At 57.7% G+C, this 24,408-nt stretch carries 20 protein-coding genes; 6 read left to right on the forward strand and 14 right to left on the reverse strand.

Going from position 1 to position 24,408, the window contains the following annotated elements; genetic code table 11:
- Positions 1–189: 189 nt before the first annotated feature.
- Positions 190–1,686 (reverse strand): CoA-acylating methylmalonate-semialdehyde dehydrogenase, encoded by a 1,497-nt coding sequence (locus QT231_RS07845; RefSeq protein WP_308336360.1) that lies wholly within the window; start codon positions 1,684–1,686, stop codon positions 190–192.
- Between the two features lie 61 nt (positions 1,687–1,747).
- Positions 1,748–3,121: an aspartate aminotransferase family protein gene (locus tag QT231_RS07850; protein WP_308336361.1), complete on the reverse strand. Its 1,374-nt coding sequence runs from the start codon at positions 3,119–3,121 to the stop codon at positions 1,748–1,750.
- A 324-nt stretch (positions 3,122–3,445) separates the two neighbouring features.
- Between QT231_RS07850 and QT231_RS07855 the strand changes: the two genes are divergently transcribed.
- The 5 genes from QT231_RS07855 to QT231_RS07875 are packed head-to-tail and all read left to right on the forward strand — an operon-like array spanning position 3,446 to position 8,779.
- Positions 3,446–3,688, forward strand: a complete 243-nt coding sequence (locus tag QT231_RS07855; RefSeq protein WP_064235348.1) for a hypothetical protein — start codon at positions 3,446–3,448, stop codon at positions 3,686–3,688.
- A gap of 14 nt (positions 3,689–3,702) precedes the next feature.
- Positions 3,703–5,226 carry a sodium:solute symporter family protein gene (locus tag QT231_RS07860; RefSeq protein ID WP_308336362.1) on the forward strand — a complete coding sequence of 508 codons (1,524 nt, stop codon included), beginning with the start codon at positions 3,703–3,705 and terminating at the stop codon, positions 5,224–5,226.
- An 11-nt stretch (positions 5,227–5,237) separates the two neighbouring features.
- Positions 5,238–6,089 (forward strand): FCD domain-containing protein, encoded by an 852-nt coding sequence (locus QT231_RS07865; protein ID WP_308336363.1) that lies wholly within the window; start codon positions 5,238–5,240, stop codon positions 6,087–6,089.
- An 18-nt stretch (positions 6,090–6,107) separates the two neighbouring features.
- Positions 6,108–7,382 carry a Zn-dependent hydrolase gene (locus tag QT231_RS07870; RefSeq protein ID WP_308336364.1) on the forward strand — a complete coding sequence of 425 codons (1,275 nt, stop codon included), beginning with the start codon at positions 6,108–6,110 and terminating at the stop codon, positions 7,380–7,382.
- 2 nt (positions 7,383–7,384) lie between these two features.
- Positions 7,385–8,779, forward strand: a complete 1,395-nt coding sequence (locus QT231_RS07875) for an amidase (protein ID WP_308336365.1) — start codon at positions 7,385–7,387, stop codon at positions 8,777–8,779.
- Here QT231_RS07875 and QT231_RS07880 read toward each other — a convergent pair.
- Genes QT231_RS07880 through frdA form a run of 7 tightly spaced genes read right to left on the reverse strand, consistent with a single transcriptional unit; the run spans position 8,776 to position 15,350 of the window.
- Positions 8,776–10,167 (reverse strand): AMP-binding protein, encoded by a 1,392-nt coding sequence (locus tag QT231_RS07880; protein WP_308336366.1) that lies wholly within the window; start codon positions 10,165–10,167, stop codon positions 8,776–8,778. The genes QT231_RS07875 and QT231_RS07880 overlap by 4 nt on opposite strands.
- Positions 10,164–11,114 carry an o-succinylbenzoate synthase gene (menC, locus tag QT231_RS07885; RefSeq protein ID WP_308336367.1) on the reverse strand — a complete coding sequence of 317 codons (951 nt, stop codon included), beginning with the start codon at positions 11,112–11,114 and terminating at the stop codon, positions 10,164–10,166. Before menC ends, QT231_RS07880 begins: the two co-directional genes overlap by 4 nt.
- Positions 11,114–11,974: a 1,4-dihydroxy-2-naphthoyl-CoA synthase gene (gene menB / locus QT231_RS07890; protein WP_308336368.1), complete on the reverse strand. Its 861-nt coding sequence runs from the start codon at positions 11,972–11,974 to the stop codon at positions 11,114–11,116. The genes menC and menB overlap by 1 nt, the downstream gene beginning before the upstream one ends.
- A gap of 47 nt (positions 11,975–12,021) precedes the next feature.
- Positions 12,022–12,408, reverse strand: coding sequence for a fumarate reductase subunit FrdD (gene frdD, locus QT231_RS07895; RefSeq protein ID WP_308336369.1), 387 nt, complete (start codon positions 12,406–12,408; stop codon positions 12,022–12,024).
- Between the two features lie 2 nt (positions 12,409–12,410).
- Complete coding sequence (locus tag QT231_RS07900) at positions 12,411–12,806, reverse strand: fumarate reductase subunit C (RefSeq protein WP_308336370.1); 396 nt, start codon at positions 12,804–12,806, stop codon at positions 12,411–12,413.
- 16 nt (positions 12,807–12,822) lie between these two features.
- Positions 12,823–13,566 (reverse strand): succinate dehydrogenase/fumarate reductase iron-sulfur subunit, encoded by a 744-nt coding sequence (locus QT231_RS07905; protein ID WP_308336371.1) that lies wholly within the window; start codon positions 13,564–13,566, stop codon positions 12,823–12,825.
- Positions 13,563–15,350, reverse strand: a complete 1,788-nt coding sequence (gene frdA / locus QT231_RS07910) for a fumarate reductase (quinol) flavoprotein subunit (protein ID WP_308336373.1) — start codon at positions 15,348–15,350, stop codon at positions 13,563–13,565. The genes QT231_RS07905 and frdA overlap by 4 nt, the downstream gene beginning before the upstream one ends.
- A 300-nt stretch (positions 15,351–15,650) precedes the next feature.
- Here frdA and QT231_RS07915 point away from each other — a divergent pair, with 300 nt between their 5' ends.
- A complete protein-coding gene (locus QT231_RS07915) occupies positions 15,651–17,120 on the forward strand; it encodes an anion permease (RefSeq protein WP_308336374.1) in 1,470 nt (489 codons plus the stop codon).
- A gap of 6 nt (positions 17,121–17,126) precedes the next feature.
- Here QT231_RS07915 and menH read toward each other — a convergent pair whose 3' ends face one another.
- From menH to QT231_RS07940, 5 genes are all read right to left on the reverse strand, one after another.
- A complete protein-coding gene (menH, locus tag QT231_RS07920; RefSeq protein ID WP_308336375.1) occupies positions 17,127–17,885 on the reverse strand; it encodes a 2-succinyl-6-hydroxy-2,4-cyclohexadiene-1-carboxylate synthase in 759 nt (252 codons plus the stop codon).
- Positions 17,875–19,626, reverse strand: coding sequence for a 2-succinyl-5-enolpyruvyl-6-hydroxy-3-cyclohexene-1-carboxylic-acid synthase (menD, locus tag QT231_RS07925; protein ID WP_308336376.1), 1,752 nt, complete (start codon positions 19,624–19,626; stop codon positions 17,875–17,877). The genes menH and menD overlap by 11 nt, the downstream gene beginning before the upstream one ends.
- 5 nt (positions 19,627–19,631) lie before the next feature.
- The gene (locus QT231_RS07930) at positions 19,632–20,954 is read right to left on the reverse strand and encodes an isochorismate synthase (RefSeq protein WP_308336377.1); all 1,323 of its coding nucleotides are present in this window, start codon (positions 20,952–20,954) and stop codon (positions 19,632–19,634) included.
- Positions 20,955–21,086: 132 nt separating this feature from the next.
- Positions 21,087–21,788, reverse strand: coding sequence for a 4Fe-4S dicluster domain-containing protein (locus QT231_RS07935; RefSeq protein WP_308336378.1), 702 nt, complete (start codon positions 21,786–21,788; stop codon positions 21,087–21,089).
- Positions 21,789–21,811: 23 nt separating this feature from the next.
- Positions 21,812–24,406 (reverse strand): molybdopterin-dependent oxidoreductase, encoded by a 2,595-nt coding sequence (locus tag QT231_RS07940; RefSeq protein WP_308336379.1) that lies wholly within the window; start codon positions 24,404–24,406, stop codon positions 21,812–21,814.
- Between the last annotated feature and the right edge of the window lie 2 nt (positions 24,407–24,408).

Below are 24,408 nucleotides of genomic sequence, written 5' to 3' on the forward strand. Positions count from 1 at the left end.
ACACCCTTGCCGTCGGCTAGCACTTCCCCTTGCCGGGCGTGCAGGGGACTTTCACCCCCAAGTCATCCTGAGGCACCACCCCCAGGAACAGCGCCAGTCAAGGCGCTGCGCGCCATGCCTGGCGCACCACTAAAAAAGCACCGTCGCAGGGCAACGGTGCTGAGAAGATGTCCTATTTACCCTAGAACGTCAACTTTGATTGGCGGGGAAAGAGAACTCCGCCCGGGTCGCTTCGCTAACTGACGGCCAGCGCTGGGAAACCGCTTTTCGGCGGGTATAGAAGCGCACTGAATCCGGGCCGTAGGCGTGAAGGTCACCGAACAGCGAGCGCTTCCAGCCGCCAAAGCTGTGGTAGGCCACCGGTACCGGCAGCGGCACATTGACCCCCACCATGCCCACTTCAACGCCGTCGGTAAAGCGGCGGGCGGCTTCGCCATCGCGGGTGAACAGGCAGGTACCATTGCCGTATTCGTGGTCGTTAATCAGTTGCATGGCGTCGTCCAGGCTGCCGACCCGTACCACGCAGAGTACCGGGCCAAAGATCTCCTCCTGATAGATGCGCATCTCAGCGGTGACGTTATCGAATAGGCAGCCGCCCACAAAGTAGCCTTCTTCGTAGCCTGCGACCTGCAGATTACGGCCATCGGCGACCAGCGTTGCCCCGGCGTTTACACCGTCCTCGATAAAACTAAGTACTTTATCACGGTGCTCAGCCGTCACCAGAGGCCCCATATCCAGATCCTTTTTAGTGCCAGGGCCAACTTTCAGTTGGGCGATTTTAGGCAGCATGGTTTCAACCAGGCGATTGGCAGTTTCATCACCAACGCATACCGCCACCGAAATCGCCATACAGCGCTCGCCGCAGCTGCCAAACGCTGCGCCCATGAGCGTATTGGCGGCGTTCTCCAGGTCGGCATCGGGCAGCACAACGGCGTGGTTCTTCGCCCCGCCCAAGGCCTGAACGCGTTTGCCAGCAGCAGATCCACGGCTATAGATCGCTTCCGCTACGGGCGTTGAGCCAACAAAGGAAATAGCTTTTACGGCCTTGGCGTCCAGCAGCGTTTCCACTGCTTCGCGACCACCGTGAATCACATTCATCACGCCTTTGGGCAGCCCGGCTTCTTGCAGCAATTCCGCCACGGCCATGGGCGCCGAGGGGTCTTTCTCCGAGGGCTTGAGGATAAAGGTATTACCGCAGGCGATCGCCATGGGATACATCCACAGCGGCACCATAGCGGGGAAGTTAAACGGGGTAATGCCCGCCACCACGCCTAACGGCTGAAAGTTAGACCACGCATCTATGCCCGGCCCTACGTTGTGGGAGTACTCGCCTTTGAGCAATTCCGGCACGCCGCAGGCATACTCAACGTTCTCGATGCCGCGCTTGAGCTCGCCCATGGCATCTTCAGGGGTTTTGCCATGCTCTTCGCTGACCAGCTGTACCAGGCGGTTAGCGTTATCTTCGAGCAGCTGCTTGAAGCGGTACATCACCTGGGCGCGCTTGGCGGGCGGGGTATCGCGCCAAGCGGGGAAAGCCGCCTGGGCGGCGGCAATCGCACGCTCTACGTCGGCGGCATTGGCATCCGCCACTTGGCGAATCACTTTGCCCGTTGAGGGGTTGGTTACGTCCAGCTTACGCTGGCTTTGTACTAATTCACCGTTAATCAGGTGGGAAACATTACTCATATTTAAACTCTCTAAAATTTAGTTCAGTCACTTTTGCCAACGAAGTCTATGCCCGTGTCTCTTAGGCCAACGAATCCAAGGTGGACGCCACCGCATCAAACAGCCGCTCTAACTCAGCCTCGGTGGTGCCAAAGGGAGGGCCAAACTGCAGGGTGTCGCCGCCATAGCGCACATAAAAGCCCGCTTCCCATAGCACCATATGCGCATCGCGGGGGCGGATAATGGGATCGCCGTCCCGGGGCGTTAGCTGAATAGCGCCAGCCAAGCCGTAGTTGCGAATATCAACAATATGGTTGCGGCCTTGCAGGGCATGCAGCTTTTTCTCAAAGGCGGGCGCAATAGCGCTAACCTGGGCGGGGAAATTCTCACGCTCCATCATCTCAAGCGCAGCCAACCCTGCCGCACAAGCCACCGGGTGGGCGCTGTAGGTGTAGCCATGGGGAAACTCCACGGCGTGCTGGGGGCCACCGGCGTGCATAAAGGTGTCGAAAATCTCGCTGGAAGCGATCACTGCGCCCATAGGAATGGCGCCATTGGTGATCTGCTTGGCTACATTCATGATATCCGGCGTGACGCCAAAAGCCTCGGCGCCGGTAGTCGCGCCACTGCGACCAAAGGCGGTGATGACTTCATCAAAAATCAGCAGAATATCGTGGGCGGTGCAGATCTCGCGTAGCCGATCCAGGTAGCCTTTTGGCGGCACAATGACGCCTGCAGAGCCGGACATCGGCTCAACAATCACCGCGGCAATGGTGGAGGCATCATGGAGCGCGATTTGATCGAGCAGCGCATCGGCAAGCTCGGCACCGGTTTCAGCTTGACCACGGGAGTAGGCATGGCCCGCCTGCAGGGTGTGCGGCAGGTGCGTTACATCCATCAACTGGCCGTAGTGTTTACGATTACCACCAATACCGCCCAGGCTGGTGCCGCCGATATTCACCCCGTGATAGCCCTTGGCACGGCCGATCATACGGGTTTTCTCAGGTTTCCCTTTCAGCCGCCAGTAGGCCTTGGCCATCTTGACCGAGGTATCGGCGGCTTCTGAACCCGAGTTGGTGAAGAACACATGATCAAGCCCAGCAGGCGTCAGGCTAGCGACCTTTTCCGCCAGTTTGAATGCCAGCGGATGAGCAAGCTGAAAACCGGGGGCAAAGTCGAGCGTGCCGAGCTGCGCCGACACAGCCTTTTGGATCTCTTCGCGATTGTGGCCCGCGCCGCATGTCCACAGGCCTGACAGCGAATCAAACAGCTTCCGACCCTGGTCATCAATGTAGTAGCGCCCTTCCGCCCCGGTGATAACACGCGGGTTGGCGTGAAAATCGCGGTTGGCGCTAAACGGCATCCAGTAGTGCTGGTTAAGTGCCGTTTTTGAAGGCGTATCTTGCTGAGAAGAGTGCGAAGTTTGAGACTTCGTTTTGCTTTTTATTCCAAACATGGTGTCCAGCTCCATCGTATGTGGCATGGCTTCAGCATGCGCCACTGAACACGTTTATAAAATTACCCTTTTCTTTTGTTCACGTTAGGGAATCCATACGTAATAGAGCCGCGTTGAAAATCTCTTAACCTTGACGCCGGTTAAAAAAGCACCTAATCATTATATTTATACGAATAAATACAACAAATCAGTGGAACACGCCCAAACAGTACTCGGCACCGATAACGTTGCATCAACAAGCGATGTGATTCGTCACCGCACGCTGGAAATACTGCTCACAAATTCAACACAAACAGTTCAACGTAAATAAAGGGCTAACTCGCTATGAAATATTTAACCCCGCTAAAGCTGTCGATTTATGGCGGCATGCTTTTCAGTTTTTTTATGCTGGAAAGTCCCCTCATTATGCTAGCTAACCGCATAGAGCCCATGGTGATGGGCATCCCCTTTCTGTTGGTGTGGAACTTGTTTTGGTGGTTTGTGATAACGGCGCTGTTTTTGGTGGCCTACTTCACCAATTGGGGCAGCCCCGTACCGACAACTGCTCACACCAATAAACAGCCATAGCAAGGGGATTAACCATGACCGGTAGTTTATTAATTATTGCGGCCTTTATGATTATCCCCTTGATGGTGGGGATGTTATCGGCGCGTCAATCGCAAGAAACCAGCGAAGACTTTTTCGTTCAGGGGCGCGCCATGGGCAGTATCGCGGTGTTTTTCACCGTGGCGGCAACCTGGTGGAGTGCCTTTGCGTTCCTCGGTTCCAACGCGACCTTTTATACCAATGGGCCGGTGTTTCTTACTGCGTTAGCCTGGAACCTGCTGTTTGGCTTTATGTATTACTGGATCGGTAAGCGGGTTTGGTTTTTAGGCAAGCGATTTAATTATTTAACGCCTTCGGATTTAATTGGCGACTTCTATAATAGCGAGGCGCTACGCATTACCGTTGCCGCTATTACGCTGATTTTCACCGTGCCTTATTTGCAGATTCAGCTAACGGGGGGCGCCTATTTAATCGAAGTCGCCTCCGGCGGGTTGATTCCGTTCTGGCTCGCCGCGCTGCTGTTCTACTTCATCATTATTATCTACGTTTGGATTGGCGGCATCCGCGCCATTGCCTGGACCGACGTTATTTACGGCGCCCTGCTATTCTTCGGCATGCTGTACGCGGGCTACTACATTTCCAGCCAGGTAGGTGGGCCAACCGCCCTCTTTAGCCAGCTTCAGCAGACCTCTCCTGAACATCTCACCATGCCTGGGCCTAACGGCACGATGGGCTACCCTATGTGGTTCTCGCTGTTTGCTATTACCGCTATTGGTGCCTTTATGGGCCCGCAAATCTGGCTGCGCATGTACTCGGTCAAACACGGCAAGCTGTTTAACTTAATGCCTTTTTTGCTGGGCTTGGCCGCCTTTGCTTATGTGGGATCGGTGCTGTCTGGCTACTCCGGCGTGCTACTTGAGCCCAATGTAGAGAATCCCGATCAAATCCTGCCCATCATGTTGATGGAGTATGCCCCTTACCTGCTTGCCTCGTTGATTATGGCAGCAGGCGCTTCGGCCGCGATGTCCACGGCTAACTCGCAGATTCACGCGGTTTCCACCGTGGTAACGATGGATATCTACAAACGCTATGTGAACCGTGAAGCAAGCCAGGCACGTATTGTTTATATCGGTCGTCTATCGCTGGTGGGCTTCTCTCTGGCGGCTTATATCATGGCGCTTACCGTACCCGGTGTACTGGTCACCATTGGTATTGCTGCACTGGCGGGCACCGCACAGCTGGTGATTCCCACCATCGGTGCCATCACCTGGAAAAAGGCCCACCCTACCGCTGCGCTCGCCGGGTTATGGGCTGGCGTTGCCTGCGTGCTATTAATGACCTTTGGCCCGCTAAGCGCCCCCTTTGGTTACCATGCAGGTATTTGGGGGCTATTGCTGAATGCCGTGCTCTTTGTTGGCCTAAGCCATGCGTTGCACCGTCGCGATACAGCAGTAGTGGAAAGGTTTACCCAGGCACGCTACGACTACGATGCTGAGTACCACCCTGAACGTTTGCCCGCCTATACCCAAAACGTTACCAGCAGCGCTAACCACAGATAAGGAGTGTGTTGATGACGCAAGCCCCTGTTACAAAAACAGTTTCAACCACTGGTCCAGCCTCAAGGCGTAGACCCAAACTCGCCGAGCTGATCAGCGACGATATCAAGCGCTGGATTGCCGCCGAGTCATTAGGGGAAGGCGACCGGCTACCAAACGAAAAAGCGCTGATGGAGCTTTACGGTAGCGCCAAGGCCACCGTGCGCGAAGCGCTCAAGATCCTTGAGGTTGAGGGGCTTATCACTTTAAAAACCGGGCCAAAAGGGGGCGCGGTGATCAACCAGCCAGGCATGGAGCCCGCCAGCCGCATGCTGCGCAACTTTCTGCATTTCCAACAACTGAGTGGCAAGCAGGTATATCAGTTGCGCAAGCTATTGGAAGTAGAGCTTGCGGCATCAGTGGTGGGAAAGCTCACCGAGCACGACTTCCAGCAGTTGGAAGCCAATATATCGGCCTGTGCGTGCTGCGGAGGCGAGGAGGATCATCGCCACCAGCGCTTTTTAGAGCTGGAGTTTCACCAACTGCTGGCCCGTGCCTGCCCTAACCCGTTACTCGCGTTTATGTGCCAGTTTTTAAACGACATGCTGCGTGATTTGGTCGTGATCAAAAAAGCGTACGTGCCCGAGCGTAAGCAATTCGATCACGCCAATCAGGACTATCACCGACAGTTGATAGAGGCTTACCGCGCTGAAGATGCCCAGCGGGTGCGTCAGGTAATGTCCGAGCATATGGCCGATGCCGAGCATCATATGAGCGCGCTGGAAGCGGAAATGGCTGAACAGATGCTGATCAGCAACGAATCGCCCAACCTTCAGAATCACCGTTCCAAGCTACACGACTTACCGACGGAAAATGCGTCCGTCTAATCTTGCGAGGAGAGTGAAATGAACACCTACGTTACGCCAACCAATGATATCACCGACCTAAGAACCGACAGCGACCGCCTATGGGAGTCGCTGATGGAGATGGCCAAACTGGGCGCCACTCCCAAAGGCGGGGTCAACCGTCAAGCGCTTACCGATTTAGAACGCCAGGGCCGCGACTTGTTTATTCAGTGGTGTCGCGCCGAGGGCTGCACGATTCGGATTGATAATATCGGCAATATCTTTGCCCGCCGGGAAGGCAGCGACCCCAACGCCAAAACGGTCATGGCGGGCAGCCACTTGGACAGTCAGCCAACCGGCGGCAAGTATGACGGCTGTTTCGGCGTGCTCTCCGGCCTGGAAGTCATTCGCACCCTTAACCAGCACAACATTACGACGCAATCCCCCATCGAAGTCGTCGCCTGGACTAATGAAGAGGGCTGCCGATTCCCTCCCTGCATGATGGGTTCCGGGGTATTTAGTGGCGTGTTGGAATTTGACGCCATGCTAGCGCGCACCGACGCCGATGGCGTCACGGTAAGCGATGCGTTAGATGCTATTCACTACCGCGGCAGCGATACGGTCTCGCCAAGCGAGATAAAAGCCTACTTTGAACCGCATATCGAGCAAGGCCCTATTCTGGAAGACACCGACACCACCATTGGTGTGGTCATTGGTGGTCTTGGCCAGAAGTGGTTTGATTTAACCCTGACCGGGCTCGAAGCCCATGCAGGCCCTACCCCAATGAATCTACGCCGCGATGCCCTGATGGGCGCGGCAGAAGTCACCCAAGCACTCAACAGGATTGCCTTTGATCATCAGCCCCACGGGCGCGGCACAGTGGGCTGCATGACCCTGCACCCAGGTTCGCGCAACGTGATCCCCGGCCAGGTCAAAATGACCCTGGATATGCGCCACTGGGAGCCCGAAGCCCTTATCGCAATGGGCCAGGCCGTTGCCGCTGCTGTTGAGGAAATCTGCCAACGTCACGGGTTAGAGTACGAGCTAACTCCCACCGCAGATTTTGCACCTGAACACTTCAATAAAGCGTGTGTTGATGCGGTTCGCCAAGGTGCGGAGAAACTCAATCTCTCGCATATGGATATCATCAGCGGCGCTGGCCACGATGCGATGTTTGTCGGCCGCGTGGCTCCCGCCGCGATGATCTTTATTCCCTGCAAGGATGGCATCAGCCACAACGAAATTGAGAGCGCCACGCCTGAACACGTTCACGCAGGCTGTAACGTGCTGCTACACGCCATGCTTGAAGCGGCCGGTGTTGGGGATAATAAATAGTCATGGCCGATACCTTTGAAACACTAACGGCCGTCGGCGCATTGGCTCGTTTCGGCGAGGGGTCGCTCTCGCCGGAAACGCTAATTGATGACTGCTTGGCGCGGATTGAGCGCGATAACCCCAAGGTCAATGCATTTACCTGCGTTAATGATGTAGAGGCTCGGCGCCTGGCCGCAGACTCGGCTAGACGCTGGCAGGCAGGCACGCCCTGCGGCACGCTGGATGGCATACCCATTACCATTAAAGACCTCACCTTAACCCAAGGTTTGCCTACGCGCATGGGCTCAACCACCACCTCGGCAGATGGCCCTTGGGGGGTAGACGCCCCGATCAGCCGCCACCTGCGAAACGCCGGGGCCATCGTGATTGGCAAGACCACCTCGCCTGAGTTTGGTTGGAAAGGCGTCACCGATAACCCGCTGCACGGCATTACTCGCAACCCTTGGAACACTGAACTCACACCAGGGGGGTCATCCGGCGGCGCAGGCGCGGCGGCAGCGCTCAATTTGGGTTTGCTTCACCAGGGCAGCGACGCGGGGGGCTCCATCCGCATTCCATGCAGTTTCACCGGCACCTTTGGCATTAAGCCCACCTTTGGCTGGGTGCCCCAGTGGCCCGCCAGCGCCATGAGTACACTCTCCCACCTGGGGCCGATGACCCGCACCGCCGCCGACAGCGCGCTTATGCTTAGCGTGATGGCGCAGCCGGATGTGCGGGATGGCTATTCCGGCAACCCACTCGGGCCAGACTGGCGAACGCCACCCCCTGCTGACCTACGCGGCTGGCGCATCGCCTTTAGCGCTGATCTTGGCTATGTAGAGGTAGCCCCGGATATTGCCCAGCAAGTTGAGGAGGCCGTTGCCCATTTAGAAGCACTGGGCGCGACCGTAGAACGCGTGGATCCTGGCTTTAGCGATCCAATTAAAACCTTTAATACCCTCTGGTTTGCGGGTGCTACCCAAGCGATCGAAAAACTCAACGAACAGCAGCAGGCAGCGCTCGACCCAGGATTTCTGGATATTGCCAGACGTGGGCAGGATGTATCGCTTTCCGCCTACCTCGCCGCCCGGCGTGAGCGCAGCGAATTAACGGCGCAGATGGCGGCATTTCATAAGCGCTATAATTTGCTGGTCACGCCTACGATGCCCATTGCACCCTTTGCCGCGGGCCACAATGTGCCGCCAAGCGGGCGCTATAAAGACTGGATGGACTGGACGACGTTTAGCTACCCCTTCAACCTTACACAACAGCCCGCCGCATCACTGCCTTGCGGGCTGGATAACCAGGGGCTGCCAGTGGGGCTACACCTTGTGGCAGGCAAATACCAAGATCTAAAAGTGCTGCATGCTGCCCAACTGCTGGAGCGCTACTTACCACCACTAACGCCGCCCAACTAACGATTAGTCTGCTCCCGCGCCAGCGTAGCGAACTGTTTGCGGGAGGGTTTAAAGCCCACTCCAGGTGGCCAGGCCAGCCAAGCATCGGGCACCATAAAGCCGGGCAGTGCTTCGCGTACCCAGGCATTTAGCGCTGGTTCCGATACGGCCTCGCCGTGCCAATCGATAAACGCCACCGGGCGCTCGCCCCATTCGGGGTGGGGCACTGCTACCACTAGCGCTTGGGCAATGCTGGGGTGGTCGACTAAGCGCTGCTCGATAGTTTCTGGCTGAATATTTTCGCCACCGGAGATAAAGCCATTATCGAGCCGCCCTTCCACCACCAGCGCCCCGTCCGCGTTGAAGTGCCCCTTATCTCGGGTGGCAAACCAACTCTCTTCATTCAGCGCTGGGTCTAGGTTGCCATTGTTTAAATAGCCACAGAACAGGGTCTCGCCGCGCACCTGAATTTCGCCATCGACCACCCTCGCCTCACGGCCCGGCAGCGGTTTTCCGACCACACCCGGTGCGGTGGGAATACCAGTACAGACTTGGCTGGCCATCTCGGATAGCCCGTAGCTCACTTTCGGCATTAGACCCAGGGATGTCATCTGCGCCACCAGCGGCGCAGGAATCGCTGCGCCGCCCAACAGTAGCTCCCGCAGTTGAGTGCGTTGGGGTGTAAATCCCGCTTTCAGTAGCCGCCACAGCTGAGTGGGCACCAGGGAGAGGTGGCTAATCGCCTGCTGTTCCAGACGCTCCGCCAGCGTATGGGGAGCATCGTCAAGGATCACCCGCCCGCCGGCAAGAAAGACGCGAAACGGGATTGCGTAGCCGCCGATATGAAACAGCGGCAGCGACAGTAGCCAGCCACTGTTTTGATCAACGGGAATCAACGACGCCGAGCCACGGGAAGAGGCCAAATGATTCCCCAAACGATGCAGCACCGCCTTGGGCGTACCGCTGGAGCCGGAGGTAAAAATTGTGTTGCACAGCTGGTTGCCATTCAGCGCCGGAGGCTTAGCCACATCAACTTCCGCCAAGAAATCGAGGGTAATCGGCGTTAGTTCGGCAGGATAATGGTGGTCACTTTCCGTTTGGCAAACCCGGCCAGCCTGCAAACGCTTGGCTAGACTGAGCTGCTGGGCAATAGGGAACGCAGGGTTCAGCGGGCAAAAAATAACCCCTACTCGCAGGCAGGCCCACGCCAACAGCAAGGATTCAAGTGAGCCTTTGGCGGGGACTACTAAGCGCCCCCCGGGCACAAAACCTGCCCGCGCCAGCTGTTGCGCTAAAGAGGCCACCCGGCGATTGAGCGTTCGGTAGCTAAGGCGCATCGAGCCAGCCTCTATCGCAATATGCTCGGGGTTCTCTTTTGCCCAGTAGTGAATGGGGCAGGTGTCTATCACGCTGAATTTTCCATTGTAGAGAGACAGTGCAAATTTTCTATCATCACTGCGCCTGCTAGATTAGTAACACGTCCGCTAAGCCAATGCCCCGTATCCAGCCCCGGCGGCTCAGTGGGCGACCACTCACTGGCCAACCGACTCAACAGCCCGAGACCCAAGTCAGACTCAAAACTGGAGGAGATCACTACCCGCAGGTTGCACTCACGGGCTCGCTTAACGAGTGCTTCGCAAGCACTTAGTGAGCCGATCAAAGTGGGTTTGATCACCAGGGCCTTAAGCTGCGGGTGATAGCGCCACTCTTCCTGGCGCGATAGCGTTTCATCCAGGCCGATGGATACCCCTGTTGCCTCGGCCACGGCGATGGTGTCGGCAAAGGCAGCGCAGGGCTCTTCCAGGTAGTCGATCTGTTTAAGGGGGAGGCGCGCGCAGAAACGCTGGGCTTGTTCCCGCGTCCAGCCGCCGTTGGCATCCAGAATCAGCTTAGTCTTGGGTAGCTGAATGGCGAGCTGGTTAATCAGCGCCAGCTCCTCAGCCATGGCGTAGCGCGCTACTTTTAGCTTAAGCCTAGACGGTGGCAAAGCCCCCCAACCGGTCACGATATTATCAAGCCCGAGCAACAATTCCCTGGGCACGCCCTGGAGCAGTGGATAGGGCGGTAAAGGCGCAGGAAGGTTGGCAGGCCATTGGCGCTGGGCGCAGTCGAATCCAAACTGCACTGACGGTAACGTTGGCGTGGCTTTCTCACCGCGTTGTATAGCAGCAAGGCAGGCCAGGCTCTCAGCTTCCGCATCAACAAGAGTTTCAGTCGAGAAACCGGGCAGCGGGGCTATCTCGCCCCACTGGCCATTGATGCACACCAACAGCCCTTCTCTGTTTGCTAGCCGATTGCCTTTAAACATCAGCGGCTGGCGAAACGGTAAGGAGTAGCGGTAAAGCACCAGCTGCATTACGGGTTGCGCGGGTAGCGGGAAAAATCCGGGCGGCGTTTTTCATTGAAGGCGTTGCGCCCCTCCTGCCCCTCTTCGGTCATGTAGTAGAGCATGGTGGCGTTACCCGCCAGCTCCTGCAGCCCGGCCTGACCATCACAGTCGGCATTGAGCGCGGCTTTCAGGCAACGCAGCGCCATGGGGCTGTGCTGCAGCATCTCCCGGCACCAGCGCACGCTCTCTTTTTCCAATTCGTCGAGCGGCACCACATGGTTGACCAGCCCCATTTCCAGCGCCTGCGCAGCGCTGTACTGGCGGCATAGGAACCAGATTTCCCGAGCCTTTTTCTGACCCACAATGCGCGCCATATAGGAGGCGCCGTAGCCGCCATCGAAGGAGCCGACTTTGGGGCCTGTCTGGCCGAAAACCGCGTTATCGGCGGCGATGGTCAGGTCGCACATCATATGCAGCACATGACCACCGCCGATGGCGTAGCCCGCCACCATGGCGACCACCGGCTTGGGGCAGGTGCGAATATCGCGCTGAAAATCCAGTACGTTAAGGTGATGGGTGCCCTCTTCATCCTGGTAGCCGCCGTAGTCACCGCGAATGCGCTGGTCACCGCCAGAACAGAACGCTTTATCGCCTGCACCAGTGAGAATAATCGCGCCAATGGCACTGTCGTGGCGGGCGCGATTAAGCGCCTGGGCCATTTCGCTCACGGTTAGCGGGCGAAAGGCGTTGCGTACTTCGGGGCGATTGATGGTAATCCGCGCAATGCCATCGGCAGTGGTGTGATACAAAATATCCTGGTAGCCATCTGAGCGATCCTGCCACTCTACCGGTGCATAGAGGTCTGTTTCAGTGAGTCCGTTAATCATGACAATCTCTTTTTTATCTGTCAGGGATAGTGATTACCACGCGCCGCTTAACCCAGCATGCCTGCCACGACCAAGCCTAACGCTAGAATGCTTAGCAGCGCGGCACCGCCATACATAAGCTTTTTATTGGTGGCGTCATTGCCCACGCTGATATCAAACATTCCATGGCGTAAGCGGTGGGCGGCGTGGAACAGCGGCAGGCAGACCACCGCGCCAACAAACAGAAAGCCCAGCACGCTAAATAGCAGTGTTGAAGCCCGCTCATAGCTCAGTGCTTCGGCGGGCAGCAGGCCCAGGGGCAGTAAAACGGCGATAAACAGAATCACGGCGGGCAGCAAGACGGCGAAACAGACACCACCTGCGCTAAACAGCCCCCACCAGAGCGGTTCATCAAAGGCTTGTTTATGCTGTGTACCATGTTTACTAATACTCATGCCTACACCCTCCCCAGTAGCCAGAAAAACAGCAGCGCAACCGCCACCACGCCAGCCCACTGGCCAGCGACAATGGCATTGTCAGGCAGGCTGTGACCAGCGATGCGAATCGGCATCACCCGCGGGAACAACACAAAGAAGGTAGCAGCGTGGAACAAGCTGGCAGCCAATGCGACAAGGTTCAGCAGCAATACGATGGGCGAACCCATAAAGGCGATCCATCCCTGCCAGCTCTCGGCCCCTTGAAGAAGCGCCACCATACCGGCGAGTAAACACAGCGTGAAAAACACCAGCGGCAGCACCGTGGCTTCGCGCAGCATATAGAGCTTGAAAAAGCGGTGTTTCAGCCACCAGTTGCGTTTCAGCGGCGGCAGGCGTTGCGATGATGATTTATCCATGATTTTTCTCCTCACCCTACCCTTTAAACAGCGCAATAAGCGTGTGCTTGGCAGCTTCCACTTTGCCCTGATTCACCGCTGCCGCCGGATCAACGTGTTTGGGGCATACCTTCGAGCAGAAGCCCACAAAGGTGCAGCTCCACACGCCGTCGTGACGATTAAGCTCGGCCATGCGCTGTTTTTTGCCATGGTCGCGGCTATCCAGGTTGTAACGGTGAGCCAGCGTTAGCGCCGCCGGGCCGAGGAACTCTGGATTAAGCCCAAACTGCGGGCAGGCGGAGTAGCAGAGGCCGCAGTTAATGCAGTTAGCGAATTGCTTGTAGCGGGCAAGCTGTTCAGGCGACTGTTGATAGGTCTCCGGCGCCCTGGGGTCGTAAGCTTTCACCGGGTTATCGTCAATCAGGTAGGGCTTCACCGCCGCCAGGTGTTCAAGGAAGATCTCCATATCCACCACCAGATCCCGCTGCACCGGAAAGTGGGCCAGCGGCTCGATACGAATATCACCTTCGTAATCGCGCAGGAAGGTTTTACAGCCCAGCTTGGGAATGCCGTTGACCATGACTCCGCAGGAACCACAGATCGCCATCCGGCACGACCAGCGGTAGCTCAAGGTGCTATCCAGCTGCTCCTTGATATGGTTGAGGGCATCCAGCATCGAGGTGCTGTCGTCCACCGGCAGGTCGTACTGCTGCCAATAGGGGTCAGCCGAGCTGTCTGGCAGGTAGCGCTTGACGCTGATGTGTTTGGTTTGAATGTTCATGCCTTTTCCCCCTTGCCTGCATCGCCATAGGCCCGCTCAGCTGGCGCGGAGAATCGAACATCAACGTCCTGCCAGCGCAGCTCGGCATGCCCTTCGCCCTGGTAAAAGACCTGGCTGTGCTTGAGGTAGTTAACATCATCGCGCTTCTGCATGCCTTCATCCAGGCGCTGGTGGGCACCGCGGGATTCACGGCGTTCAAGCGCGCCCAAACAGGATGCTTCGGCAATATCCAGGCCACACTCCAGTTCCAGACACTCAAGAAGCTCGGTATTGAAAATCTTGCTGGTATCGTTAACGCGAACCTTGTTAAAGCGCGCGCGCAGTTGACGCATGGTATCCAGCGATTTGCGCATGCCCTCTTCGGTGCGATAAATCCCGCAGCCGCTCTCCATGGCCTGCACCATGGCGTGCTTGAGCTCTACCCAGTTCTCCTCACTGCCGCTGCCATCGCATAGCCGCAGCAGCTTGGCCTGCTGACGGTCGCCCTGGGCTTCCAACAGGCGCTCATCGGCCCACTCGGTTTGCGCCGCGCGGTTGCTTGCCTGTTCACCGGCCAAGCGGCCAAACACCAATAGCTCCGTCAGCGAGTTTGAGCCCAAACGATTGGCACCGTGCAGCCCCACCGAAGCACACTCCCCCGCGGCGTAGAGCCCGGCAATGGAGGTTTCGCATTGGGGATTGGTTTCAATGCCGCCCATGGTGTAGTGAACCGCCGGGCGGATGGGGATGGGCTCTTTCACCGGGTCGACGTTGATATAGGCTTTGGCCAACTCGCAGATAAACGGCAGGCGCTCCAGAATATACTTTTCGCCCAGGTGGCGCAGGTCGAGATAGACCACGTCGCTGTCACCAAACTTGCCGGTGCGGCCCGCCTGCTGCTCCTGCCAGAAGGCCTGGGAGAGTTTGTCCCGCGGGCCCAGCTCCATGTACTTGTTTTCCGGCTTGCCCAGCGGCGTTTCCGGGCCAAGGCCGTAATCCTGCAGGTAACGATAGCCGTCTTTATTGAGCAAAATGCCGCCTTCGCCCCGGCACGCTTCGGTAATCAAAATGCCGGAACCGGGCAAGCCAGTGGGGTGGTACTGAACAAACTCCATATCCCGCAGCGCCACGCCATGGCGGTAAGCCATCGCCATACCATCGCCGGTAACAATGCCCGCGTTGGTATTGAAGCGGAACAGGCGCCCCGCGCCGCCGGTCGCCAGCACCACCGCTTTAGCACGCAGCAGGGTCAGTTCACCGGTGGCGATCTGCAGGGCAATCACGCCAATCACAGCGCCTTCATGGACCGCAAGATCGAGCACGAAGTACTCGTCAAAGCGTTCGATTTCGGAGTATTTCAGCGAGGTCTGAAACAAGGTATGCAGCATGTGGAAACCGGTTTTGTCGGCGGCAAACCAGGTGCGGGCGGTTTTCATGCCGCCAAAGCGGCGTACCTGCACCTGCCCATCATCCTTGCGGCTCCAGGGGCAGCCCCAGCGCTCCATCTGCACCAGCTCTTGGTAAGCGTGATGGACAAAGTAGTCGACGACACCCTGCTCAACCAGCCAGTCACCGCCGGAAACGGTGTCGTCAAAATGTGCCTGATGAGTATCCTCGGCACTGGTCACGGCGGCGGCGCCACCTTCAGCAGCCACGGTATGCGAGCGCATGGGGTACACCTTGGACAGCAGCGCAATGCGTTGCGGGGTGTTGTGCTCTTTGGCGTGCTCTGCAGCACCAATGGCAGCGCGTAAGCCTGCGCCACCCCCACCGACAATCACGATATCGAAATCTCGCTGCTGCATGACAACCCCTTCCATTAGCCAAGTCAAAGGTGGTACTGGCGGCACTCTATCGATGCCCTTTCATCATTCGAACTTATTCATTATTCGAACTTATTCATTATTCGAACTTAGCACGCCCTTGGCAGGCCCTGTTCATTAGTCGAAAGGACTATTGACGTGTATCAAGGAAGCAGTGAATCGAGTGGGTATTGCTGTTCCCCCCCGCTCCGCAGACCCTACTCTGCAAGCAACTCACTGCCGGGCAGATAGCTATCTGCCAAGCAATAAAAATAGCCCAAACAGGCTTAAGAGAGGTGCCGCATGACAACCAATGCCCAACCCTCACCGCGATGGAAACTGTTAGCGCCGCTAGCAGTTGCTATCATCGTCGCGCTGATACCCACACCTATGGGGCTTGCGCCTCACGCATGGTACTTCTTCGCTATTTTTCTGGGCGTCGTGGTGGGCTTGATCCTTGAGCCACTACCGGGTGCGGTGGTAGGCCTTGTCGGCGTCACCCTGGTGGCGCTGCTTTCTCGCTGGGTGCTGTTCTCTCCCGAGCAGTTGGCTGCTGACGGTTTCAATCCCGCCAGCCAAGCCTTTTCCTGGGCGGTATCGGGCTTTACCAACTCTACGGTATGGCTGATTTTTGGCGCCTTTATGTTTGCCCTGGGGTATGAAAAAACCGGTCTGGGCAGGCGAATATCGCTCTGGCTGGTCAAGGCAATGGGCAAGCGCACCTTAACCCTTGGCTATGCGGTGATGATTGCCGATGGCATTTTGGCGCCGTTTACGCCCTCCAATACGGCGCGCAGCGCAGGCACGATCTACCCCGTGATTCGTAACCTGCCGCCGCTTTACGATTCGCACCCCAACGACCCCAGCATGAAGCGCATGGGCAGCTTGCTAATGTGGACAGCGCTGGCCTCGACCTGTGTGACCAGCTCACTGTTTTTGACTGCCCTGGCACCTAACTTACTGGCCATCGCACTAACCGAGAGCGCCACCGGCATTCATATAAACTGGGGGCAGTGGTTTATGGCGGTCGCACCGGCGGGCATTCTGCTGCTACTGCTGGTGCCGCTGCTGAGCTACTGGCTTTGCTCGCCCGAAGTGAAAGCGGGTAATGAAATTTCTGATTGGGCGGGACAGGAGTTAACCAAGCTGGGGGCACTGACCCGCCATGAAATAATGTTGGTCATTATGGTGGTCACCGCCCTGCTACTGTGGATTTTCGCGGGCGACATTATCTCTGGATCGCTGGTAGGCCTGGTGGTGATTTGCGGCATGCTGTTAACCGGCATTGTGACCTGGAGCGATATTCTCGATAACCGTGCTGCCTGGAATACCTTTGTGTGGTTTGCCACTCTGGTGGCGCTCGCGGGTGGGCTAAGTCAGGTGGGATTCGTTAACTGGTTTGGCAGCGTAGTCGGCGGGCAGATCAGCCACTTCGACCCGCTGATGGCCATGGTGGCGCTAGTGGTTATTTTCTACCTGCTGCACTACTTCTTTGCCAGCGTAACGGCCCACGTTACTGCCCTGCTGCCGGTGATTCTGGCGGCGGCATCGGGCATTGCCGGACTGGATATGCAGATGTTTATTCTACTGCTACTCCCCACCCTCGGCTTTATGGGTATTCTCACTCCCTATGGCACTGGGCCAAGCCCGGTTTACTATGGCAGCGGCTATCTGCCCAGCGCGCTGTTTTGGCGGCTAGGAGCGATCTTCGGTCTGCTGTTCCTGGTGGTTTGGCTGGTGATCGGCCTGCCTTGGTTGATGGTGATCAGTTGATAGACATTAGCCTAGCGTGCGGTACCAGTCGTTGAGCGGCTGTGAGAACGCCTCTGGTTGCTCAATATGAAGATTGTGGCCCCCTTCCAGCGTGATATGGCGCAGGCGCGGGGCCATCTTTGTTAGATGAGTCGCCAGGGTGTGGAACTTGGCGTCTCGCTGGCCCGAAAAATAGCTGACCGGTAGTGAGGTATTTTCCAGCCAATTCCATAGCGAGGGCTGATGACCGAGCGACGTTGCCCGCAGCATCGCAGCGACGGCTGGCCCGTGATTAGCCAGTCGACGGTGAATCTGCCGATGACGTTTCGCTTCGGTGAGATCGGCAAATACCGGCTGCTGATACCAGTCGGCAAGCACGTCTTTCAGCGGCTCCTGTTCAAAGCGTCTGGCCCACTTTTCATCATGGGCAATGCGATTCGAGCGCTCACTGGTTGGCAGCCCTGGGTGGGCACTCTCCAGCCAGAGCGCTTCCAGACCCGGCGGTTTTCGGCTGGCATGGTACAGCGCCAAACGCCCGCCCAGGGAGTAGCCCAGCAGGCAGTAACGGCTTACACCGTGGCTTATCAGCGTATCGCCAAGCCAGTCGTGAAACGCCTGGAAAGAGGCTACCTGTACCTGGTGATTTTGACCGTGGCCTGGCAAGTCCAGCGCTAGGCAATTGATACCATCCAAGCCGGCGAGAACCTCTCCCCAGTCTTGGCGATCGCCCAACAAGCCGTGTAGCAGTACCAGGGTTGGCGCCTGCTGCAGAGGTTTACGGCTCACGCGGCTCCCCTCGAATCGCTGCGCCAAGCGCCTTGAGATCATCGGCGACCTGCTGATGGGGTACGTTAACCTCGATCAGTGTAACGCCCACCTCTAACGCCTGGGTATAAGCCGCCATGAAGGCCTCCAATGAGCTCGGTGCCGCATAGCCAAGCCCAAACATCTTCGCCGCATGTTCGAAACCCAAGCCATGGGGCTGGCGATAGTAACGCTCCAGCAGCTCACCCTCTTTGGGCACCGGCAGCATATGAAAAATACTGCCGCCGTCATTATTGAGGATCACCACCACCAGCGGCTGGGTGGCCTGTTTCAGCAACGCCAAGCTGTTGAGGTCATGCAGCGCGCTGGTATCGCCCAGCACAATCGTCGTGGGTTGCGAGCATGTGCAGCTAATGCCATAGGCCGTGGCGATCAGGCCATCAATACCGGAGGCACCGCGATTGGCGAATACCTGCAAGGGCGTTTGGCGATGTGTACCCAGCATATTCATCAACCGTGCAGGCAGGCTGTTGCCGATAAACAACTGTCCTTCCGCCAACTGCGCGAGCTGGTGGCAAACACCCAGCTCTGAGAATGTCGTACACCGATCTTCCACCAACTGGCTAGTGCGGCGTTGAAGGCTATCCAACTGATGCCAAGGCGATTGTTCAGAGTGCGCTGGCAACGCTGCGATAAAGTCAGCAGGTGAGGCTATCAAACGGCGTTTAACGCAGTAGTCGGGATCCAGCCGCTGGGGCAGTGGGTCAACCAACCAGACATCCTGCCAGGGCTGCTGGGCAATAAACTGGGTTAAACGCTTGGAGATTAACCGGCCGCCAAACTGCAGCAGCACTTCTGCCTTAGCCAGTTCCGCGCTAAAACGTTCGTCATGCAGCGCCAGATCAAAATGAATCAGGTTATGAGGGTCAAAACGCACCTGGCTCTGCACATCCGCCAACAATGGCCAGCCCAGCTGCTTGGATAACTCAACCACCTGCTGCGCCTGTTGGAGGTCACCAACGCTACCTACAACAATCAGGCCCCGCTGCTGGGCAAACGCTTCCCACTCGTTGTTGAGCGCTGGAATGATAGTGCTGGTCTGCTCATCTCCCCATGGCCAATCACTCCACGGTTTTGAAGCCATCAGCCAGCGCCCTAGAGGGGCGAGATAGTCGCTGGCATCCATTAAGCAGGTGCCGGGGTAAAGAGGCTCACGGTAACGGCAGTTAATATGGAGGGGCCCTGGAGTGCGGCACTGCTGATCTATCGCTTGATCAATCGTACTGAGTAGAAACGCTGCTTTTATTTCAGTATCTGGGGGTGGCAGGTCGTGGTGAAAAATCGTGTGACGGGAGAATACATCCCGCTGGTCAATGGCCTGGTTGCTACCGTTATCCAGTAGTTCAACGGGGCGGTCGGCAGAAAGCACTATCAGCGGCACGCCGAGCAGATTCGCCTCTACCACCGCCGGGTAGAGGTTCGCCACGGCGGTGCCAGAGGTGGTGATAATGGCTACCGGCCGCTGACTGCCTCGGGCAATGCCGAGGGACATAAACCCCAGCCCGCGCTCATCAAAATGGCAGTGGCAACGTAAATCGGCATGCTCACTGGCGGCCATCGTTAAAGGCGACGAACGCGAGCCCGGCGCCAGCACCACGTCGCGCACGCCTAAGCGGTAGAGCTCCTCCAGCATTAGTGCCGCCCAAACGTGATTAAAGGTGGCATGCTCTCGCGCAAAACCGCTCGATACAGGTGTTGCCATGTACGTTATCCCATTCCTAGCAGCGACATAATATCGGCGATTTTGGTATCCAGCTCCTGCCACTCCTCATGTGGCTGGGAGCCCGCCACAATACCTGCACCGGCATAAAGGCGAATCGCTTGTGGGCCGATATGGGCGCAGCGAATAGCCACCGCCAGATCGCTGCTGGCGTGGCTGATTCTACCAAACACACCTGAGTACCAGCCGCGCTGATGACGCTCGTGCTGACGGATAAACGCTAGCGCCGACTCGCGGGGAACACCGCCCACCGCCGGTGTAGGCGGCAGCACTGAAAGCAGTTGCTGGTCGGTGACGCTGTAATGAAGTTCAGCATGAATCAAACGCCGTATATGCTGCACCGAGCGCAGCTTAACCGTATGCGCCTCGCCCATCTGAATGTGATGGGCAAGGGGCTCAAGCTGGGACAACAGTTGCTGATAAACACACTGGTTTTCCAGCGTGTTTTTCTTATCCGCCAGCAACTCATCGGCAAGCACTAGATCTTGCTCGGCATCCCGCCCACGGCGCGTGGTGCCCGCCAATGCTTCGGTGATTAAATGCCGGCCTTCGCGCTGATACAGCCGCTCCGGTGGGCAGCCGATAAAGGCCTCATGGGGTGTCAACTGAACACCAAAATGAAAACAGTCGGCGGCCCCCGCCTGCCAGCGCGACAGCAGCGCCCAGGGATTGGGAGTTTCCGGTGTTGCCAGACATGTTTCACGGGAAAGCACCACCTTGGGCGTATGCATAAGGTGGTCGGGGTGCGTTACCTTTCCCACCCACGCCACCCACTCTTGTTGGCTAGGGTGGTCTTCACGCTGGTAAACAAGGGGCTGCAGGTGAGGCAACGGCTGTTCTTCTACCAAGGCGTCCAAACAGGCATAAGCCTGGGCGATTTCGGCAGTCGGGCCACGGTCGTCGAAACGCAGATTAAGCGACAGCGTCGCGCCGCTTTGATCACGCTTAAGTTCGATGCGGGGCAACACAAAGTGACAGACGGGAAAGTGCTCCCACCCCGGCGCACCAGGGTCAAAGGCCATGCCGCCAAAATAGTCTGGCTGTTGGCCGCCAGCATCGGCCAGCGCGGCAAGATCCGCCTGCAGCGCCGCTGGCGAATCAAACGCTTTAACCGCCCCCAAAGCCGCGCACTCAACGGCATGCGTATCACGCGCCTGCCAATAGAGACGAGGATAAACGCTCTGCACGTTTAGCCACCCCATCAGGTTATCTACCTGACAGGGAGTAGTTAGGCGGATAAACCCTGTTTTATCGGCATGGCAAAGCGTATCAAGCTGCTGCCTGAGGGCTTCAATAGGGTTAAATCGCATAATTCGCCTGCTCTGAAAGCATTACTAGCGCCGCATATTTGTCTTGTCTAAATACCTTTCTCAACAAGATGCAAACTCCTGGCCCAGGTGCGATACGGTTTCGTCTGAGCTTCGTCTTCAAGAGAGTCAGCGTCATTTATTGAAGTTGCGGATATAGAAGACGTGAGGCTTTGTTCCCTGATCCCGTTGGAGCACCCGTGGGGTGTACTTGGCCAGAGCCTTGCTGGGCGGGCTTTCCAGGTCGTTCAGGTCACCAAAGATGCGGGCATCCGCGGGGCAGGCGACCACGCAGGCGGGATCCTCACCCACTGCAAGACGGTGGTCACAGAAGGTGCACTTTTCGACCATGCCGCGATCACGAATACCCTGATAGGTCGTGGCCCTTGCGGGGTTGTAGTAAGGAATCGGCGCATCAGCCGCCTGGGCGACCTCCTGGCCGGTCGAGGTGCCCCCCGGTATGGCCGGCTCGCTGTCGCGCATAAAGTTCTGGTGAGGATCTTCCTTGTTGAACCAGATGACGCCATAGGGACAGGACAATTGACACAGGCGGCAGCCGATGCACTTGTCGGGGTCATGCAGGGTCAGCCCATCCTCACTCTTATGCATCGCCGTGGTCGGGCAGTTAGTGACACAGGGCGCATTTTCACAGTGGTTACAGAGTGTCGGGATGTAGTTGTAACGGGTATCCGGGAAGGTACCGGAAGTCTCGATGATGTGATTCGACCAATGAAACTCCACTGGCACGTTGTTCTCGCTCTTGCAGGCGATGTCGCAAGCCGCACAGCCAACGCAGCGATGCAGGTCGATCACCATGGCATAACGCTTGTCGCTCATATACTAGCCTCCAGTGCCAGGGGTTAGACCCGCTCGATCTTGACGCGTGATTGTCCACCGTGGCGGGCGGTCGAGCCGCTGAGGCGCTCGAACTCAGGGTACAGAATTTCGTTGTTGTTGCCGCCAAGCGGCACATGCTCGGCGAAGTTGGCAGCGGCGACCCGGCCATAGGCCCAGTGGCCCTGGCCATAGCATTTCGCCACCGTGCCCGGCCTGAGCCCTTCCCAGCGCTTCAACTGAACGGTGATTGAACCCGTCGTCGAGGTGACTTTGACCCTGTCGCCGTCGTGCAGCCCAAGGGCGTCTGCATCGACCGGGTTCATTTTGAGTACGTCACTCCAGTTCTCGTCACCTGGGTCGACGTTCTTGTGCGCCTGGTACCAGGTACAGTTGGCCGAGCGCCCTTCGCGGTTCAAGCGAGAACGGTGTTCAAAAAAGATGAAGGGGTATTCGGCCTCGTCACCATGGCGAAGAGCAGGTTCGAAGTGGGGAACGAAGGCAAGTTCTCCGCGACCGACATAGTTGGTTGCCTCAAGTACCTTGTCTACTGTGGTGGCATGACGGTCGGCATGCCCCTGCAGAGCGGCCTTGAGTGTTTCGCTGTAGAACTCGACCTTGCCTGTCTGGGTGGCAAAGTTGTCGATACGCTGACCATATTCATAGCGATGGGAATTCCAGACGCCCTTCTCCTTGAAGTCTTCCCAGCCCTCGAGCCTGTCGCCATACCGGCCATAATCCGGGTGGGTGCTGTCCCAGCAGCCGCGCGTCAGCATCTTCAGGGCGTATTCGGTAAATTCCTCGCCATTGGTCGGCGCCGCACCGGTTTCCGGATCAGCGAAGGCCTCGGTGTAGTAGCGATAGAGATTATCGAAGCCCCGCTCGGCCAGTTTCTCCGCCAGCATGAAGGGCACTTCCGTCTCGTCCTGCTTTACATCCCAAAGCGGCTCAAGCACCCGCTGATTCAGCGAGACATAGCTGTGCAGATTCTGCTTGTTCTTGATGAATCCCCACTTCTCGAACAGCTGGTGAGCGGCGGGCAGAACCAGGTCTGCGAACATCGACATTTCCGAGGCATTGGTGGTCAGGTGCACAAAGAAGGGAAGCTCCGACAACGCCTGCTCCCAACGGTAGGAGCCGGAGGTGGAGAAGCCGAAATTCGACCAGTAGGCGATGGCCACCTTAATCTCGTTGGGACTCTTGGCGAGCATGCCATCGGCGGCGGCATTGGTTACCACACCGCCCCCGCTCTTGCCGCCGTTGAGTGATGGGAAGGCCAGGGTGCCGCGCTGATCGATCTTGTCGTACTTGCTATGGCTGGCAGCCAGCTCGTCCTGATAGGCCGTCAGGTCGGGTATATCGCCGGTAGGATCCTTGACCTTGGCGACCACGCCTCCTTTGGCATCAATGGAACCCACCAGGCCGTTGAGGGCATGGGTGGCCATGGATGAATAGCCACCACGGGCCTGCATGGAGGCACCGGGAGACAGCCAACTGATGGCCCGCGAACCGGCAGCGGCGAACCCCAGCGCCACACGCCGAATTTGTTCTGCGGGAATGCCGGTGCGCTCTGCCGCCCACTCCGGGGTGCGATCCTTGAGCTCGATATTCCACCACTGAACCACGCCATGGGTATGGATCTCGTTGAATATCGGCACCGTAGCCTGGCTCTCGTCGACGGCCTGTCCCGCCACAAAGCGGTTTTCGCCATCGATGAAATCTCCGACGAAGGCCTTGTTCCAGACGCCTTCGGCGAGGATGACGTGAGCCATGGCCACCGCCAGCGCGCTATCCTCCCCGGGGATCACCGGCAACCATTCATCGGCTTTCGCGGCGGTGGCGGACAGCCGTGGGTCGACGACGGCCACGGTGGCATTGTCGCTCATGTTGCCCCAGAAATTGATGGCGTGGGGCACCTGCCGATTGGAACTCACCGGGTCGGCGCCCCAGCAGAGCACATAACGGGTGTGCTCCAGGTCATAGTCCCGATAGTCCCACTGGCCCTCCACATAGTAGGGGCCGAACTTCTCGGCCTCGGCGCAGATGGCCGAGTGACTGATATTATTCGGGCTGCCGATGATCCTCGGCACGGCGGAGTAGAGGATATCGCGCAGGTAGGTATAGCGGCCGCGGAAGAGCGCAAACTTCTCGGGCTCCCCGGCATCGCGCAGCTCCATGATCTTGTCGGCGAGCATGTCCATCGCCTCGTCCCAGGAAATCGGCACGAAGCCTGGATCCTTACCGCGCCCCTTTTCAGGATTGGTGCGCTTCATCGGCTGACGGACTCGATCGGGGTCATAGACTTGTTGCAACGCCAGGTGCGGGCGTGGACAGATTTTGCCGTGGTTGGCCTTGGCCAGCGGATTGCCACGCATATGAACGGCGCGGCCGTCGACCACCTTGATCTGTACCGGGCACCAGCTCGTGCAGCCCTGGCAGGTAGAGGGCATCCATTTTCCAGCGGCTTCCGGAGGTTGTGCCTGGGCGCTGGCTGTCGAGAATAAACTCAGTGCCGGGCCCCCTGCCGCAGCGGCGACGGTACCGGCGCTGCCCTGAAGAAAGCCTCGGCGAGAAATCTGCCAAGCGTCATCATGTTTGGATGTCGGGATCTGATCCGTCATGG

Origin of the sequence: Halomonas sp. SpR1 (assembly GCF_031010175.1) — a bacterium.
In the GTDB taxonomy this organism is placed as follows: Bacteria; Pseudomonadota; Gammaproteobacteria; order Pseudomonadales; family Halomonadaceae; genus Vreelandella.